At 69.8% G+C, this 16,348-nt stretch carries 15 protein-coding genes and 1 pseudogene; 5 read left to right on the plus strand and 11 right to left on the minus strand.

The window, feature by feature from the left end; genetic code table 11:
- Positions 1-127 precede the first annotated feature (127 nt).
- Positions 128-784: a DUF6192 family protein gene (locus OG776_RS03845; protein ID WP_329318895.1), complete on the plus strand. Its 657-nt coding sequence runs from the start codon at positions 128-130 to the stop codon at positions 782-784.
- 81 nt (positions 785-865) lie between these two features.
- A complete protein-coding gene (locus tag OG776_RS03850) occupies positions 866-1,834 on the plus strand; it encodes an IS5 family transposase (protein WP_329318897.1) in 969 nt (322 codons plus the stop codon).
- Here the strand turns inward: OG776_RS03850 and OG776_RS03855 are convergent.
- The 11 genes from OG776_RS03855 to OG776_RS03905 form a co-directional block, all read right to left on the minus strand.
- Positions 1,792-2,205 carry a hypothetical protein gene (locus OG776_RS03855; RefSeq protein WP_443077190.1) on the minus strand — a complete coding sequence of 138 codons (414 nt, stop codon included), beginning with the start codon at positions 2,203-2,205 and terminating at the stop codon, positions 1,792-1,794. The genes OG776_RS03850 and OG776_RS03855 overlap by 43 nt on opposite strands.
- A gap of 180 nt (positions 2,206-2,385) precedes the next feature.
- On the minus strand, positions 2,386-3,168 hold the full coding sequence (locus tag OG776_RS03860; RefSeq protein WP_329318899.1) for an IS3 family transposase: 783 nt from the start codon (positions 3,166-3,168) through the stop codon (positions 2,386-2,388).
- Between the two features lie 94 nt (positions 3,169-3,262).
- A complete protein-coding gene (locus tag OG776_RS03865) occupies positions 3,263-3,568 on the minus strand; it encodes a transposase (protein WP_329318901.1) in 306 nt (101 codons plus the stop codon).
- A gap of 173 nt (positions 3,569-3,741) precedes the next feature.
- The gene (locus OG776_RS42340; RefSeq protein WP_443077191.1) at positions 3,742-5,955 is read right to left on the minus strand and encodes a peptidylprolyl isomerase; all 2,214 of its coding nucleotides are present in this window, start codon (positions 5,953-5,955) and stop codon (positions 3,742-3,744) included.
- Positions 5,952-7,043, minus strand: coding sequence for a hypothetical protein (locus OG776_RS03875; RefSeq protein ID WP_329318903.1), 1,092 nt, complete (start codon positions 7,041-7,043; stop codon positions 5,952-5,954). Before OG776_RS03875 ends, OG776_RS42340 begins: the two co-directional genes overlap by 4 nt.
- A 34-nt stretch (positions 7,044-7,077) precedes the next feature.
- Positions 7,078-8,997, minus strand: coding sequence for a RiPP maturation radical SAM C-methyltransferase (locus tag OG776_RS03880; protein WP_329318904.1), 1,920 nt, complete (start codon positions 8,995-8,997; stop codon positions 7,078-7,080).
- A 30-nt stretch (positions 8,998-9,027) separates the two neighbouring features.
- Positions 9,028-9,852, minus strand: coding sequence for an ABC transporter permease (locus OG776_RS03885; protein ID WP_329318906.1), 825 nt, complete (start codon positions 9,850-9,852; stop codon positions 9,028-9,030).
- Complete coding sequence (locus tag OG776_RS03890; protein ID WP_329318908.1) at positions 9,839-10,588, minus strand: ABC transporter permease; 750 nt, start codon at positions 10,586-10,588, stop codon at positions 9,839-9,841. Before OG776_RS03890 ends, OG776_RS03885 begins: the two co-directional genes overlap by 14 nt.
- A 14-nt stretch (positions 10,589-10,602) precedes the next feature.
- Complete coding sequence (locus OG776_RS03895) at positions 10,603-11,583, minus strand: ABC transporter ATP-binding protein (RefSeq protein WP_261994916.1); 981 nt, start codon at positions 11,581-11,583, stop codon at positions 10,603-10,605.
- The gene (locus OG776_RS03900) at positions 11,580-13,889 is read right to left on the minus strand and encodes a putative PEP-binding protein (protein ID WP_329318911.1); all 2,310 of its coding nucleotides are present in this window, start codon (positions 13,887-13,889) and stop codon (positions 11,580-11,582) included. The genes OG776_RS03895 and OG776_RS03900 overlap by 4 nt, the downstream gene beginning before the upstream one ends.
- Positions 13,890-14,004: 115 nt before the next feature.
- Positions 14,005-14,145, minus strand: a complete 141-nt coding sequence (locus OG776_RS03905; RefSeq protein WP_187285936.1) for a hypothetical protein — start codon at positions 14,143-14,145, stop codon at positions 14,005-14,007.
- A gap of 191 nt (positions 14,146-14,336) precedes the next feature.
- On the opposite strand from OG776_RS03905, the gene OG776_RS03910 reads away from it, so the two are divergent.
- From OG776_RS03910 to OG776_RS03920, 3 genes and pseudogenes are all read left to right on the plus strand, one after another.
- Positions 14,337-14,951, plus strand: a complete 615-nt coding sequence (locus tag OG776_RS03910; RefSeq protein ID WP_148012901.1) for an MBL fold metallo-hydrolase — start codon at positions 14,337-14,339, stop codon at positions 14,949-14,951.
- Complete coding sequence (locus OG776_RS03915; RefSeq protein WP_261994915.1) at positions 14,948-15,541, plus strand: phosphatase domain-containing putative toxin; 594 nt, start codon at positions 14,948-14,950, stop codon at positions 15,539-15,541. The genes OG776_RS03910 and OG776_RS03915 overlap by 4 nt, the downstream gene beginning before the upstream one ends.
- 412 nt (positions 15,542-15,953) lie before the next feature.
- A pseudogene (locus tag OG776_RS03920) lies at positions 15,954-16,138 on the plus strand (IS110 family transposase); the annotation flags it as partial.
- Positions 16,139-16,348 lie beyond the last annotated feature (210 nt).

Consider the following 16,348-nt stretch of genomic DNA (forward strand, 5'->3'; position numbering starts at 1 on the left):
GTCGCGGCATTGGCGGCGGATGCGGCGGGCTCGGGCGAGCACCGAGGCGGTCCAGGCTGGTGTGACATCCAGGTGTCCGGAGTGCGGGGCGTCGTGGACGGTCGGGGTCGAACGTCCTGCCTCGGCAGTGTACTGCTCTCCCGGCTGCCGCAAACGGGCCTGGCACAGGCGGCGCGCGAAGGTCGACTCCCCGGAGAGCGTCCAGGAGAAGGTCGAAGCGATCCACGACCTGGCCACCGACGACGCGGTCGCGGCCGTGGTGACCACCGACTTCCTGCGCCGTCCGGCAGTCGCCGACAAGGCCATGGCCGATGACACGGCCCGGCACGCGGTCAACGAAGCCCAGTTCGACCGTTTCCGTCAGCAGGCCCAGTTCGTTCACGAGGAGGCTGCCCCGCAGCTCCAGCGCATGGAGCACAGCGCCCTGCAGGAGGCCCGCCCCGCCGGACTGACCGTCACCCAGCTGATGGCCGCCACCGAACGCACCCGCGCGCAGATCCACACCGGGCTCGCGCACCTGCGCCAGGTCGCCGCCGCGCGTGGTCTGCCGCCCGTGACCTGGGACAGGAAGTGGGGATATCGGCTGCTGGACGACGCGCCGGAGGTGTGGATCGGCTACGAGCGGGCTTTCTTCGGCACCGTGCACCACCGCGTCGCCAACTTCATCGCCGGGATCCTCCTACCGCACCAGACCAAGACCCCCGACGACCCCTATATCCGCACCGTCATGGCGCAGATGGGCGCGATCGAGTCCACCCTTCAGCTGCTGGCCAACCTGGAGTGAACCAGAGCAGGAAGGCAGGCAACAGGCCGCGACCGCACCGCAGTTGGCTCCTGACCCTCAGATCGCGGCCCCACCCTCGTGATGCTGCCGAACTACCGCTACCCCTCCGACACCAGTGACGTGGAATGGTTCCTGCTGGAGCCCCTTCTCCCCGTTCCCGCATGCCAGACCCCCAAGGGCGGCGCCCCGGAGAAGTGGCCCCGGCGCCGTGTGGTCGACGCGATCCGCTACATCACCGACAACGGGGCGAAGTGGAGGGCGCTGCCTGCCGACTTCGGCATCCCCTGGCGCACCGTGTTCGGGTACTTCGCTCGCTGGGCGAAGGCCGGCGCTCTCAAGCGGATCCTCGACCAGCTCCGCCGACGGCAGCGGCTGCGCCGTCGACGCTGTCCCTGGCCGGTCCGGGTGATCGTGGACTCCCAGTCCGTCAAAGGCGCGGAGACGGTGTCGAACGCGACGCGCGGATACGACGCGAACAAGCATATAAATGGGCGGAAGCGGCATCTCCTGGTTGACCAGGACGGCCTGCTCGTCGACCTGCTCGTCACCCCCGCCGACGTTCAGGACCGCGACGCGGCCCGCATCCTGCTCACCCGCCTCCACGCCGAGCACCCCGAAATCGTCCTGGTCTGGGCGGACAACGGCTACGGGGGCGAGGAGTTCAGCACCTGGGCCCGGGACACCCTGGGCATCACGATCAAGGTCGTTCCCCGCCCCAAGGACGCCAAGGGCTTCGTTCTGCTGCCGAAGCGGTGGGTGGTGGAACGGAGCAACTCGTGGACCATGCGGGCCCGGCGCAACGCGAGAGACTACGAACGTCTGATGTCCCACGCCGAAGGCCCACATCCAATGGGCATTCACCACTCTCATGACCCGGCGCCTGGCCCGTCCCCGCCGCCAGACCGAGGCACCGACGGTCACCCTCGCAGCCGCATGAAGACCAGCGCGCTGCTGCTGCCGTTCGGAGCGGCGACCATCGACGCCCAACCGAACGGCAAGTGGGATCACTACCACCCTTCACACGCTGCGACCTGCGAAAAGAGGATGTGAAACAGCTTCTCACCGGTGACCGAGGGGATGGTGACCCGGGTAGCGGTCGGCCGGTACAGGGCGTCGTAGGAGCCGATCTGGCTGATGTACGACTTGCCGGCGGTGCCGGATCCGCCGACGTAGCGGATCGCTGAGGTCGGCTTCCCCTTCATCAGGGAGTCATAGGTCCACCTGGCGAGCTGGTGGTCGGCGTCCTGGACGGTGCCGTCGTACAGGCCGGTCTTTCGGCCAAGGACGTCGTAGGTGTAACTGAGGGTCTTCGCGTCTTTGGTGCCGACGGCGGTGGTGGTCGAGGCGACCTGATCGACGTCGTTGTAGACGGTGTTGGTCGTGCCGGTGTCCGGGTCACTGGAGGAGGTGTTGCGGCCCATCAGGTCGTAGCCGTAGGACCAGGTGTTGCCGTCATTGTCGACGACCTCTTTGAGACGGCTCTTCTGGTCGTAGTTGTACTTGATGGACGTGTAGGAGCCCGACGGGCTGCCGCTGTCATACTGTCGGGTCTCGGTGGTACGGCCAAGTGAAGCTTCCCCGTGATCTTGGACACTCGATGCTTACGCTGCGAGGGCGCGTCCTTGCTCGTGTCGCTGTCGGGTCTCCAGCAGGGTGAGGTAACCCCAGACCGGATGCCTGCGCAGACGCTTGCGGTTATAGAAGGTCTCGATGAAGGCGAAGATCTCCGCGCGGGCACTGGCCCGGTCGGGCCAGCGGCGGGTTCCGATCTCCTCCTTCAACAGTGCGAAGAACGACTCGGCGGCGGCGTTGTCGAAGCACAAGCCGGTGCGCCCCATGCTCTGCCGGAGCCTAAGCCGGCTTATCTCACGGCGGAGTTCGTCGGAGGTGTATTCACTGCCGCGGTCCGAGTGGGCGATGCATCCGGGCTGGAGCCGACTGCGTCCGGCGGCCATCCTCAGCGCATCCACAATCAGGGATGCGCGGTGGTGGTCGGCCATCGAGTAGCCGACGATCTCGCGGGTGGCGAGGTCCAGCCAGGTCGCCAGATACAGCCGGCCCTCGTCGGTGGGGATGTAGGTGATGTCGCCGACCACCTTCATCCCCGGCGCACTCGCGGTGAAGTCGCGGCCGAGCAGGTCCGGGGCGGGCACCGCCCTTTTCGCCGGGCGGGTCAGGCTGCGGCGCTTGCGCCGTGTGACGCCGCTGATGCCGCGTTCACGCATGACGCGCTCTATGCGCTTGCGGTTGATCCGGTGTCCGAGCCGCCGCAGCCCGGCATGGATCCGCGGCACCCCATAGGCACCGCGGGAGGCGCGATGCAGCACGGTGATCTCGTGGGCCAGGGCGTCGTCGGCGGCCTGCTTCGCCCGCCGGCCAGCCACGCGTAGAAGGAGGAGCGGACCACCTTCAACAGTCGGCACGACAGAGCAACATCGTGGGTGGTCTTCTCCGCCTCGATGAACGCGTACACCTCGCTCACCGATCGCTCTCCTTCGCGAAGAAGACCGCCGCTTTTCGCAGTACCTCGATTGTCTCCGCCTGCTCGGCGGCCACCCTCCGCAGCCGGCGCAGCTCTTCGCGCTCGGCCGTCGTCAGTTCTCCCGGCGCCCCCTGCCCGCGGTCGGTCGCATCCTGCTTGACCCAGTTCCGCAGTCCCTCGGCGCAGACCCCGGGCCGGCGGGCCACCTCGGTCACGGTCTTCCCGGACGAGTGCACGAGCGCGACCGCGTCCCGTTTGACCTCCTCCGTGTACTGCCTGCTGCGGTTGCTCTTACTTCCCACCTGGCACTACTTCCTCTGGAACCTCATGTCCCAGTCTCCAGGTGTCCACGATCAAGGGGAAGGTTCCCGGGCGACTGGCGGTATCGATGCTGACCTGGTCTAACGCGTCACGTAAGCGTTCGGGACGTGCTCGGATCGGGGCATCGGAGAGCCGCTTGGCACAAGAGACGCTTTCAGGTGGCCAAGATCGTCACGCGGTCGAGCTGGACAGCCGTCGGCGACGAGGCGATGGCGCCGACCGCGTCCTTCGACCGGTCGTCCGCCACCTCTCCGAAGATCGTGTACTGCCCGTTCAGATGGGGCGCCGGAGCAAGGGTGATGAAGAACTGGGAGCCGGTGCTGTCCCGGCCCAGATTCGCCATGGCCAGTTGGAACGGCCGCTCAAATGAACGGTCCGGATGGATTTCGTCGGGTATCCGGTATCCGGCGCTGCCTTGCCCAGTGCCCAGCCGATCGCCGCCCTGGACGACAAAGCCCGGCACACGGCGGTGGAAGACCGTGCCGTTGTAGAAACCGCCCTCTCCGGTGGCCCCGGTCAGGGGGTCGGTCCAGGTGCGGCTTCCGGTAGCCAGGCCCACGAAGTTGTCCGCGGTGTAGGGGGCTTCGTCGGGGCGCAGTTCGAGGTGGATGTCGCCGAGCTCGGTGCGCAGGACCGCGGCAAGGGATCGGTAGGTCCTCAAGGAGGAGGAGAAGGGACGGCGGGCAGGCGTCTGGCGAATCCGTACTGGGGAGTCGCGCAGCGGGTCACTCAGGGGGGCGAACACGCCCCGGTCGCTGCGGTCGCCGCATCCGACCGTGCCCGGTGCGTTTGCGTACAGGCCGGTTGCGCTCCATCCCGATGGGTCGGTACGGACCTCAGCCGGCGCGGCCGGGCGCGACCCGAGCCACATCGGATGGCCCTCCGCCGAGTCGAGGCGCTGTGCCTGCCACAGTTCCCCTACTTCGGCCGAGGCGTGGGTCAGCAGGGTGTCGAGATCGGTCGCCGCTTGGGCGTCCAGCACCTCACGCATGGTCGTTGTGTCGTGGTACTTGTCGAAGAGCGAGCCGTTGTTGTGCTCCAGGGTGAAGCACTGGTCGACGAAGACCCGGTCGGGCAGCTCGTGCCGGACGTAGCGCCGGACCATGGCGGCCACCGGTGCCCACGCTTCTCCGCCGAACTCGACGCCCGGACCGGCGAATGCCTCCGTGGCGAGCTGCAGCGCCCGACCGTGGCCCATCTCGCGGCGCAGCCGTTGCCATGTGACACGGCTGTCGCCCTGGTTGATCTCCGTGATGAAGTCCGCCAGTTCCTGCGGATGGTGGTGCGTTCTGGCTCGTTCGTAGTGTCCGAGCTCGTTGCCGATCACGTTGTCCAGATGCCCCGCCAGTTCAGCGCACAGATGGGGCAGCCAGCGGAACAGTCGTGCTCTGGCCGTGCGGTCGCCCGCCGCGGTCAGCCATTCCAGCAGGTAGAAGTCGGCGGCGAGCGAGGAGGGGTCGACGGAGTCGACGAACCAGCGCGGGCTGTGTGCGGCGAGGTTCTCGGCCATCAGGGTCAGGGCTTCGGCGCGGTCGACGTCGCCGTCGAGGTATCGGGGCCAGTGCCGTTCGGCTACGGAGTACAGGCGCGCGTAGCGCCACTTGGTGCCGAGTACGTCGGCACAGGGACGGTGGGCAAAGTCCACCGCCCGTACCAAATGGCCGGCGGTCATTTCCACGAGGATCTTGGTGAGGAGAACCCGCAGCCGGCGCTGGTATGGAGAGCTACCGGGCATGCGGCGGACCAACTCGGTGGACAGGTGGCAGTCGGGGACGGCCCCGGATTTCAGCTGCGCCCAGCCCAGCATGGTCAGGACGGCGTCCGCGAGCGTCGATCCACGGAAGCGGCGGCAGTCAACGTAGACGCCCGTGGCTTTGCCCGCGTCGACCAGGAAGCCCGTGGCTGGCGGGGCGGGCGCGAGCGGCACGAGGTGGAGGTCCAGCGTCCGCTCAGTCTCGTTGGTGCCCAGCGCCGCGCAGAGGGGAGCCAGGTAACGCTCGGGCGGGAGGAAGTCGTTGATCTCCGCAGTCGCCTGCTTGCGGACGTCCTCGAACCGGTGGAGCGCCTCGGCGAGGGTCGGCGCCGCGGCGGTCAGCGCGGTGGTGACGAGTTCCGTTCCGGGACGAAGGCGGTCGTCGTCGACGAGGGCTATGAGGTCCTCCGGTTGGCGGGCGGCGGCCAGGAACGCGGGCAGGCCGGAGCCGACGGTCCGCGCCCATGACCGCAGTCCGTCAAGGAACGGGTCCGTCTCCGGGGTGACCGGCCGGGGCAGGAAGTTGGGCTCCCAGGAGCCGGTGCGGCCGATCAGCTCGCGCTGCAGGGCGAGTGCGAGGTCGAGGGTGGTGCTGCGCTTCTGACGGAACTTCACATCGCTCCCCAATGTCCGCCCGTCTCGGTGAGCAGACCCGCTTCCCGCAACTCGGTCGTGATGCGCCGGCACCGCTCGTCGGTCAGTCCGGCGAACGCGGGCGCCTCCTTCGACAGTCGCAGCGAGTGCTCGGTGACGGTCTGCGCAGAACGCCCGTCGCTCAGGCCCCAGACCAGCGCCGCGTCGGGCGGCAGGCGGAAGTGCCGGCCAGCGGGCTGGACCAGCGTCACCATGTCGTCGTAGGCGCGCGGGAGAAACGCTGGGGACCTGCGCAGCGGACCGCTCCCCGCGGGCCAGGCGGGCCAGCGGGAGACGTCGACGCCCTGCCAGCCGAGGGTGGCCGTGGCGATCAGGCAGGTCTGGGCGAACGACGTCAGCGCGGTCAGGCCTGCATAGGGGTCGACGGCCAGGGGGTCGTCCCGCAAGAGCCGTTGGAACTCCGGGAAAGGGAACCCGTCGGGGCCGCTGCGGGCGAGCTGCCGCCACACCCATTTCTCGCCGAAGTAGAGGTCCCCGCCTGCCGCGGCCAGCGCCTTCCCCGCGCACACGAGGGCGCGCCGACCGGCGAGCGCGGCCGCGTCCAGGTCGGACGGGTCGTCCGACTGGCGCAGTCCGAGGCAGTCCTCGGCCGCGAAGAACGCGGCGAGCATCCAGTTGTTCATGACCAGTCGGGAGAGCCGCAGAGGATGCTCGTCGAGTCGTTTACGCAGCGCGGCCAGCGTGCCCGAGTCGGTCACGATGTCACCGGTGCGCAGCCGGACGGTCAGCGCGATCTCACGGTCCGACAGCGTCTCCCCCGCCGGGTCCGAGTGCAGTCCCGTGCCAAGGACTCGGTCGACGAGCGACTCCAGGGTGTCCAGGGAGAGATGCTGTACGTCGACACGGATGTCGTCGGCGAACATCTGCTGCCGTTTCTCTCCCGCCGGGGCGCCGACCAGATAGACGTCGATGTCGCTGGTGGCGCTGCCCAGCCCGACTGCCGAACTGCCGGCGAGGAACGCGGCGTCCGCGTGTGTCGACGCGGCCAGGCGGGACACGATGCTCCTGCCTAGGCGCACTCGGTCTTGGGCCGATGCAACTGCTGTCATGCGCTCATCCCTCCTTGGCACGGGGCCACGACGGCTACCAGCCGGGGTTCTCCGGCAGTGCGAGCCCGAGGTACTTGCTGTCGTCCGACACCATCACGTCGGCGCGACAGCACTGTTCGAGGAAGGCCGTCACCTCGTCCTCGGAGACTGACACGTCATGTGCCGCCAGCAGGCGGGCGATCGCCGCCGCTGAACGGGGCGCGTCTCCGCAGGCTTCGTAGGCTTCCGCCTTCCAGCCCGCGAGGACGGCCCGCTTGGGCTGGTCGGTCCTGCGGTCGATCAGCGTCAGCTTCCCGGGCAGCCGCTGGTAGACGAGGCTGGGCTTCGACTCGGCGAAGCGGGTCTGCCATGTGGAGACGGCGGCGTTTAACGCGGTGACCGTCTCGTGGGACACGGTGCCGGACGCCTCGTAGTCGAAGAAGTACGCGATCTTCTCGGGGTCCAACGAGGCCGGGTAGACATGGCCGTAGCTGGCCCGGGGCCGGACCTTGTCGATGGGGAAGGACGGGTCGGTGAAATAGGGGCTGAAGCGTTCCAGCCAGATCCTTCCGCAGCCCCCGGGCGGCTGCAGATGGTGCAGAAGCGGGAGCAGGCGCAGCTGCTCGGCGTAGTCTTCCTCGGTCTCCCCCGGGAATCCCGCCAGGATGTTCCAGGCCACGTCGATCCCGTAGTAACCGGCCCATTTCAGGAGCCGGATGTTGATCAGCTTGCTCGCGCCCTTGCGCATCAGTTGCAGCACATGGGTGCTGAGGCTCTCGATGCCGGGCTGGATGCGGAGGATCCCGACGCTTTTCAGGGTCGCAAGCTGCTCCCGGGTGAGATTGGCCTTCACCTCGAAGAAGAGGTTCACGTCCCAGTGCTCTCGGGCCAGCAGCGTGCAGAGCGACGAGAAGTACCCCATGTCCAGGATGTTGTCGACGGTGTCGACATGCACCACCGGGTAGTCGCGCAGCAGCGCGCTGAGCTCGGTGAACGCGCGCTCGCCGGACTTGGAGCGGTACGCCATGCCGAGCGCGTTGAGACCGCAGAAGGTGCAGTGGTGTTTCTGGCCCCACCAGCATCCCCGGGAGAACTCGACCGGCAGTCGTACGGGCGCCCGGCCGAGCAGCCGGGCGCGGTCGAAGCGCTCCAGCCAGGCGAAGTAGTCCCGATAGTCCGGGGTGGGAAGGTCGTCGAGGGCCTGCGGACGCTGCGCGTCGGCGGCCTGCGGCGCGTGCGTGGTGGCATGCCGCAGGACGCCGGTAATCGGGGTGTCCGTGCCGTCGGCGATGTTCTTCAGCAGGGCGGGGAACACGATGTCGCCCTCGCCGGCCACCACGTAGTCGAGCCAGGGCAGCTTCCTCGCGTACTCGGCGCCCATCTCCCCGTCGAAGTTGGCGCCTCCGTAGACCAGGGTCACACCGGGGTGGAATTCCTTGATCTTCCTCCCCAGTGCGAGGGACGCCGTGTTCTGCATGAACGTGGAGGTGAACCCGATGACGTCGTACTCTCCCCACACCGGTTTGGCCGCGCATGCGGCGATCCAGTCCGGCAGCGTCTTGCGGCGCATCTCCACGAGGTCCTCGAGGCCTTTTCCGGTGAGCTCGTCCCAGATGGACTTCACTTCCGGATATTCGGCGAAGTAGTCGTCGTCCGGGGTCACTTCGCCGAACGCGGCGTAGGAAAAGAGCCACTCCCCCATCAGGTGCAGCCGTTCCGAGGCGACGTTGGCGATGGTGTCGTAGGCCTTGCTGCCGAAGAAGGAGGCGAACTCGATGTTGAGGTAGTGGCTGTCGCACTCGTGCCCGGCCTCGCGGGTGATCGACTGCAACAGTCCGCACTGGATGGAGGGCGCATGGATGCGCGCCCAAGGCATGTTGATCAGGGCGACACGCAGAGCCTTGCCGGGCGGTGAAGCGGACGCCGCGTGGTCCGCTTCGGTCCGCACGGCCAGGGGCAGGCGGATGATGCTCATCGGTTTCCCCTCGGGTCTGGGCAGCATCAGTCACTCGAAGTCGTCGTGGCCGTATCTGCTCGCGCGCCGGGCCTGGAGGAGGATCGACAGCGCGGCGAGGACGGTGAACCCGAGACCGGCGGCGACCTCCAGGCCCAGGTCGCCGAGCCACGGCCTGCCCTCCATCCCCGCGCGGACGGCGTCCAGGCCGTGCCGCGCCGGCAGCACCTGGCCGATCGCGTCCACCCATCCCACCCGGCCGGGCGGGACGATCGCGCCGCTGCACAGCATGACCAGGTAGGACAGGACGTTCGGGGCCACCACGTCGGCCCGTTTGCCGACCGTCATCGTCGCCCCGGCGAGCCCCAGCACGCTGAGCGTGAACGCGATCAGCGCGTACACCCACGCCCAGGGCAGCAGTCGCAGGGCGAAGTCCGTCATGCCGAGCAGGGGCGCCGCGATTGCGCCCTGGACGACCAGGAGGACCCAGCCCATGACGGGGTAGGGCAGCACCCGGGCGATCTGGGTGACGGTGGGCGACAGCGCGCCGGTGCGGACCCGCGCGAAGGTGGCGTACTGCTTGTCCAGGACGGGCACGGCGACCACGCCGTTGACGTTGGTGCTGCTCAGCGCCAGCACCAACGATCCGGCGAAGGCGTACTCGCGATGTCCGGGACCCGCGAGGACGCCCGCGAGCGTCGTGAAGAACAAGATCTGCAGGACCCCGCGCGGCAGGGTCGCGCCGAGCAGACCGGCGGGCGTCTGGAGCACCCGGTACTCCAGCCAGCCCATGCGGGCCGCCTCGGCCGACCGCCAGGCCAGGGAGGCGCGGGCCGGGGCTGCGGCGTGCGAGGGGGCGATGTCATGCGAGGTCAAGCGTCCCCTCCTTCCGGGACCTCTCGACGGACCGGCGGTAGGCGAAGCCCGCGGCGGAGAAGTAGGCGAGGGTCAACAGCATCGCGACGCCCAGCGGGGCGAGCGTGACGCCCCCGGTGCTCGCATCGACCAGACAGTCCTTGATCCAGTGCAGGCTGAGCAGTTCGGGCGCCCAGCGCAGCCACTCGGGCAGCGCGTCCGTGGGGATGAGCAGTCCGCCCAGGGCGAAGACCGGGTACATCAGCGCGTGGGACCACACCAGCCCGTTGCGGGTCACCAGGAAGAGGCAGGACACCAGCGCCCCCAGAGCGGTGCCCGAGCACACCAGCACCACGAGCGACACGACGGCCCACGCCGGGTGCGACACGCTCAGCGGCAGCTCCAGCGCCGCCGCGGTGACGCCGGTGCTGACGAGGATCGCGCCGACGCTGGTGACGGTGGCGCCCAGGCTCTTGCCCAGCAGCACCAGGTAGGGCGACCAGACTCCGGAGACACAGCGGGCCAGGGTGCCGAAGGTGCGCTCGCGGCGCAGGACTCCTCCGCTCATCCACACCGTGGAGCCCCACAGCGCGGTCAGCATCACGGCCACGATGAGTTCGGCCGCGCCGTCGGAGCCGGGGCGGCCGGTCTCCACCGCGATGACCAGGAACACGGCGGGCAGCATCCCGGAGTTGACCAGCAGCAGCGGATTGCGTTGCATGGCCCGCTGCTCCATGCGGAACGCGGTCAGGAACATCCACGCGGCGCCCCTCACTTCACTCCACCGACCTGGCGGCCGTCGGCCAGGCGCGCGGCCACGTGCGAGTAGACGTCCTCCAGCCGCACCGGGTCGATGCGCACGTCCAGCACGCTGACGTGCACCAACGCCTGCTCCAGCAGGCCGAACGAGCCGACACTCCAGTCGCGGACGTGCAGCCGGAGGGTCCACGACTCGTCGGCCACCTCGACGCCGCCGACGGCGATGTCGGGGGACGACAGGGCGCCGCCGTCGGGCGGGCTGCCGGTGCCGCGCACGGTCACCGTGGCGGTGTAGCCGGCCTGCCGGGCGAACTCCTCGACTGGTAGGTCCGCCGCCAATGTGCCGTCCGCGAGGATGATCACCCGGCTGGCGAGGCGTTCGATGTCGAGCAGATAGTGGCTCGTGAGCAGGACCGAGACTCCGGTGTCGCGCAGGCGGGCGACGGTGCCGCGCAGCCGTTCGGCCTCGACCGGGTCGAGGCCCACGGTCGGTTCGTCGAGCAGCAGGACGCGCGGCTCGGCGATCATGCCGATGGCGATGTGGAGGCGCTGGCGCATGCCCTTGGAGTACGTCTCCACCGCGCGGTCTGCCGCGCCGACCAGGCCGACCTCCTCCAGCGCGGCGTCCAGCTTCGCGCTCAGGCCGCGCCGGCCCACGCCGGCGAGCATGGCGAAGAACCGCAGGTTGTCGCGGCCGTTCAGCTTGGCGTAGAGGCCACGGTCGCCGCCCAGCACGACGCCGGTCATACGGCGCACCTCGCGCAGATCGCGGGTGACGTCGTGGCCGAAGATCCGGGCGGCACCGGCCGTGGGCAGCAGCAGGGTGGCGAGGATCTTGGTGAGGGTGGTCTTGCCCGCGCCGTTGCTGCCCAGCAGGCCCACGATCTCGCCAGCCCCGACCTGGAAGCTGACGTCCCGCAGGGCCACGAGTTCGCGGCCGCGGTCGATGAAGATACGGCCGAGCCGTTCCACGACGATCGCCGGCTCGCTCAACGCCCCGCCCCCGTCGGATGAACGTCCGTCGCTCCTTGTGCGACGGCGGCCCGCGCGGCGGCGAGTCTGGCCAGCGGGATCCGTGGCGGCGCGCACGAGACGTGGTCGAAGCCCGCCTCGGCGAAGAACCGCACGGCCGCCGCATCGGCCGCCTGCTCGCCGCAGACGCCGAGCGTGATGTCGGGGCGTACGGCCCGTGCCTCGGCAGCGACCTGGCGTGCCAGGGTCCCGACCGCCTCGACGTCCAGCCGGGCGAAGGGGGATTCGGCGAGGAGGCCCACGTCCTGGTAGGCGGGCAGCAGGTGCTGTTCGGCGTCGTCGCGGGACAGGCCCCAGACAAGTGCGGTGAGGTCGTTGGTGCCCAGAGACAGGGAGTCCGCACGGCGGGCGATCGACCCGGCCAGCAGCGCGGCCCGCGGGGTCTCGATCATGGCGCCCAGCGAGATGCCCGCCTGGGCCCGGGAGGTTCCCAGGTGGGCGCAGACGTCGTCGAGCATGCCCCGGACGAAGTCCAGTTCCGCCGGCGCGCTGACCATGGGGACCAGGAGTTCGGGCCGCGGGTCCCGGCCGGCGCGGCGCAACGCGAGGGTCGCTTCCACCAGCGCCTTGATCTGTACGGCCGTCAGCGCCGGGAGCAGGACTCCCATCCGCACGCCGCGCACTCCCAGCATGGGGTTGTGCTCGTGCAGGCGGCGGGTTATGTCGAGGCGGTCCCGGTCGGCGGGGGCGCCCGTCGCCGCCGTGGTCAGGGAGAGTTCGGTCAGGTCGGGGAGGAACTCGTGGCGCGGGGGGTCGAGCAGACGGATCGTGACAGGCCGTCCGTCCATCGCGGCAAGTATGTCCGTGATCTCCGCCCGCAGGAGGGCGTGCACGGTGGCGAGGTCCTCCGACATGTCGGGACCGGGCCGGGCCATCAGGACCCGTTGGAGCATCTGATGGCGCTCGCCGAGGAACATGTGCTCGAGCCGGCACAGTCCCACGCCGTCGGCGCCCAGTGCCCGCCCGGCGGCGGCGTCCGCGCCGGTGTCGGCGTTCACCCGCACGGCGATGCCGGGCAGCCCCGACAGCGCCTCGTCCAGCCAGCCGGGCAGCTCCGGAGCGACCTGCCCTTCGGCGGTGGGCCCCGTGCGGCCGCCGAGGTGGATCACTCCGGCGTGGCCGTCCACCGTGACCAGGTCGCCGGCGCGGACGGTGTCGCCGTGCCTGGTGCGCAGGACCTTGGCGTCGGCGTCCAGGACACCGTCGACGAGGGCGGCGACGGCCGGCAGTCCCAGTCCGCGCGCCACGACCGCGGCGTGCGACGTCTGTCCGCCCCGCTCGGTGACGACGGCCGTCGCGGCCAGCAGACCCGGAAGATCCTCCGGCCTCGACTCGGTGAGGACCAGCACCGGCTGCCCGCCGTTCGCCTGCGCGGCAACGGCGTCGGTCGCGCTGAAAACGACGGTGCCGGAGGCGATGCCGGGCGACACGCCGAGGCCGCGCGCCGCCACGGGCAGATCGAGGGATTGCGCCACCCCAGAACGCGCTTGTTCGACGTCCAGCGGCTCCACCAGCGACACCGCCTGCGCGGGGGTCAGCCGGCCGCGTTCGTACCGGGTGGCCACAGCGTGCAGGAGAGCGGCACCGCGCAGGGATGCTCGGGTGCTTGTGACGATGTGGGACCTGCCCTCCTCGACGAGGAACTCCACCCTCGCCGGCCAGTCGAGTTCGGCCTCGGCGGCCTGGACCGCCTCCCGTACCTGCGGGCCCCAGGGCTGCGTGTCGATCAGTTCGGCGAGATCCGCGCCGCCCGCTGTCAGCAGCTGGGCTCCTGATCCCCCGGCAAGAAAGGAGCCCGTCACGCCGGGCCGGCCGGTCGACGGATCGCAGGAGCAGGCGAGTCCACTGCCTCCGTCAGGGCCGCACCACAGCGGCTGTCGCCCGAGCCCGAACTGGGCCGGACCGGTCTCGGCCCTGGTCAACGCCCGCACCAAGGCGGTTACTTGCTCGAGCGGGTGGTCCGGCAACGCGGCACCGGGGTCCGCGACGGCCAGCGCGGCGGTCAGTTCGGCCCGGCGTGCCGCGGCAAAGCCGTCACCGGCGAGCCCTACCAGCCACTGGTAACTGGCAGGGCTCAGACCGAGAAACGACAGACAGCTTCCCTTCAGGCAGGGAAGCCATGCTGTCAGGAAGACGGGGCGCTTCGCACTCCCGAGACGACGGTCGGGATCGAGCGTGACGATCGCCTCATGAATGGTGTCGTCAGCGGCGTCGACCGGCAGCCACAGCACTGAATCAGTAGAAAAGACGACCGGCAGACGATCCATGACCACGCGCTGAATCCCCATCCCCAAGGGCCGAGGCCCGGCACCGTTTCCGGTGGTGAACCTCTGGTGACAACAGGCCCCCGGCACAGGCGGGGGGCGGGTTGACGAGCGGACTTTACCGGCTCACGAACTCCGGGCGGACACCGAGCAGGTACACACGGTCGTCCAGGTCAGCGGCATCCTCCGGGGCGATCGGAGAGAACTCCAGCTCGGCCAGGTCGGCGAGCTCCTCGACATTCGAGTTTGTTATGTCCATGCTCCGACGCTAACAGCGAGCACTTCTGACCACAAGGTGAACTCCTGGTGTCCACAGGGAAGTTGACGAGAATCGACTCCACGGAACGCACGGGACGTCTGGTCGTCGCTGCTCACCCAGGAACACCCCCGGATGCGTCCGGCCGACATTTTCCAGCCATTCGCCGAAGGAATTCGCAAAGCCTCCGGACTATGCTCACGCGGGTGCGGATTACCAAGTACACCCATTCCTGTGTCCGGTTGGAGCACGACGGCGGTGGCACGCTGGTCATCGATCCCGGCGTCTGGAGCGAGACCGAGGCACTCGCCGGCGCGGACGCGGTCCTGGTGACCCACGAGCACAACGATCACGTCGACCTGTTGCGGCTGAAGGGGCTGGGCGTGCCCGTCTACGCCCCCAAGTCGGCGCGGATCCCGGGCCTGGACTTCACCGGCGTCGTCCCCGGCGAGGAGTTCACCGCGGCAAGCTTCCGGGTGACCGCCCAGGGCGGGCGGCACGCGCGCATCTACGGCGACCTCCCGGACTGCGCCAATCTCGGCTACCTCGTCGAGGACCGCGTCTACCACCCCGGGGACTCCCTGTACCCTCCCGACCGACCGGTGGAGACCCTGCTGGTTCCCCTGCAGGGGTCATGGATGAAGACGGACGAGGCCATCGACTTCGTCCGCGCCGTCCAGCCGGAACGGGCCTACGGCATCCACGACGGGCAGATCAACGAGCGGGGCCTGGGCAGCCTCAACGGCTGGCTCGCCGACGAGTGTGGCGACTGCTACCGCTGGCTCCCGCCAGGCTCGTCCGCCCGATGACCGAGTCGTCCGCCCCCGTCCTGTTCACTGTCGCCGGTCCGCGGGGACCGGGGCGCCTGAGCACCATGGTCCGGCCCCGCGGTCACGGGCTCCTGGCCGCCGACATGGCGGCCCTGCGCGGCGCCGGCGCCGACATCCTCGTCTGCGCCCTCCCCGACGCTGAGCGCGCCGAACTCGGGCTCACCGACGAGCCCCGCCTCGCCGTGGCCGCCGGGCTGCGGTTCGTCGCCCTGCCCATCCCCGACTTCACGGTCCCGTCAATCCCCGTCGTGCTGCCGGCGCTGCGGGAGCTCGCCGCGGAGCTGCGGGCCGGCGCCCATGTCGTGGCGCACTGCCGCTGCGCCATCGGACGGTCCTCCCTGATCGCGGTCTCCCTGATGATCCTCTTGGACATCGCGCCGGAGGCCGCCTGGACGGCCATGGAACGAGCCAGGGGGACGAGGGTGCCGGACACCGAGGAGCAGCGCGCGTGGACGCTGGAGTTCTTCCGCCTCGTCTCCGCTGGTGGGCAGCACCCCGGTCGGCACCGCGCGGCCGGGGAGCTGGAGCGTCCGTCCCCAGCGGACCCTCAGCAGCCGTCGGCCCGGTGATCGCCGGCCTCGTGACCACCGTCTTGCGGCGCCCCGGGCGTGCCTGACGGCGTCGGCACTGCGCCCGGCGGTTCGGGCGCCGACGCGGGCAGGTGGGCGTCGTCCTGCCGGGCGGTGCTCAGTAGCGCGGAGCGGCCATCGGCGGGGGCGAAGCCGATGGCGCGCAGCAGCGGAGTCGTCAGAGCCGTGGTGATCAGGGCGACGAGGGTGAGAACCCCGCCGCACGTCGCGGGACGCGACACCGCCCGTTTGCGGCTGGGTCGGGCCGGGGCGCGTTACTGGCCTTGCGACCAGTCCGTTTCCCCGACCCGCCCGCCGCGTGCCCGTGCGTGTCTCCACGCAACGGGCGCTCCACGTGCCTTGGCCGGTGGTCAGCTACCGATGCTGTGGGGTCGTATTCGCGCGCGCCTAGGCCCACCCTCTTTCCAAGGTCCTGATCTCGATGCCGGGAATCGGCGTCAGGACCGGAGCCGTACCCTCACCGAGGTCGGTGACGGCAGCGCCCTCCCAACCGCCGACCACCTCTCCGCCTATGCCGGACTCGCCCCGGCGACCCGCAGCTCCGGGTCCTCGATTCGCGGCAAACAGCCCTCCAAGAGGCGGATTCCTCGCGAGAACCGTCCTCTCCCCCACCCCCCACCATCACCCTGAAGCGCCGACGTCGAGAAGACCGACACGCTCCCGCCGAGAACGACAGCTGTCGCCGGAGTAGTCCCTGCCGGGCGAGCCCTGACCATAGGTTCCGGTCGCAGAGGGTGTCGACTCGGCCGCCGCGCCAGCGCAGACCCTCGACAGGTTCCGGCGGAG

It is taken from the genome of Streptomyces sp. NBC_01689, assembly GCF_036250675.1.
Classification (GTDB): Bacteria; Actinomycetota; Actinomycetes; order Streptomycetales; family Streptomycetaceae; genus Streptomyces.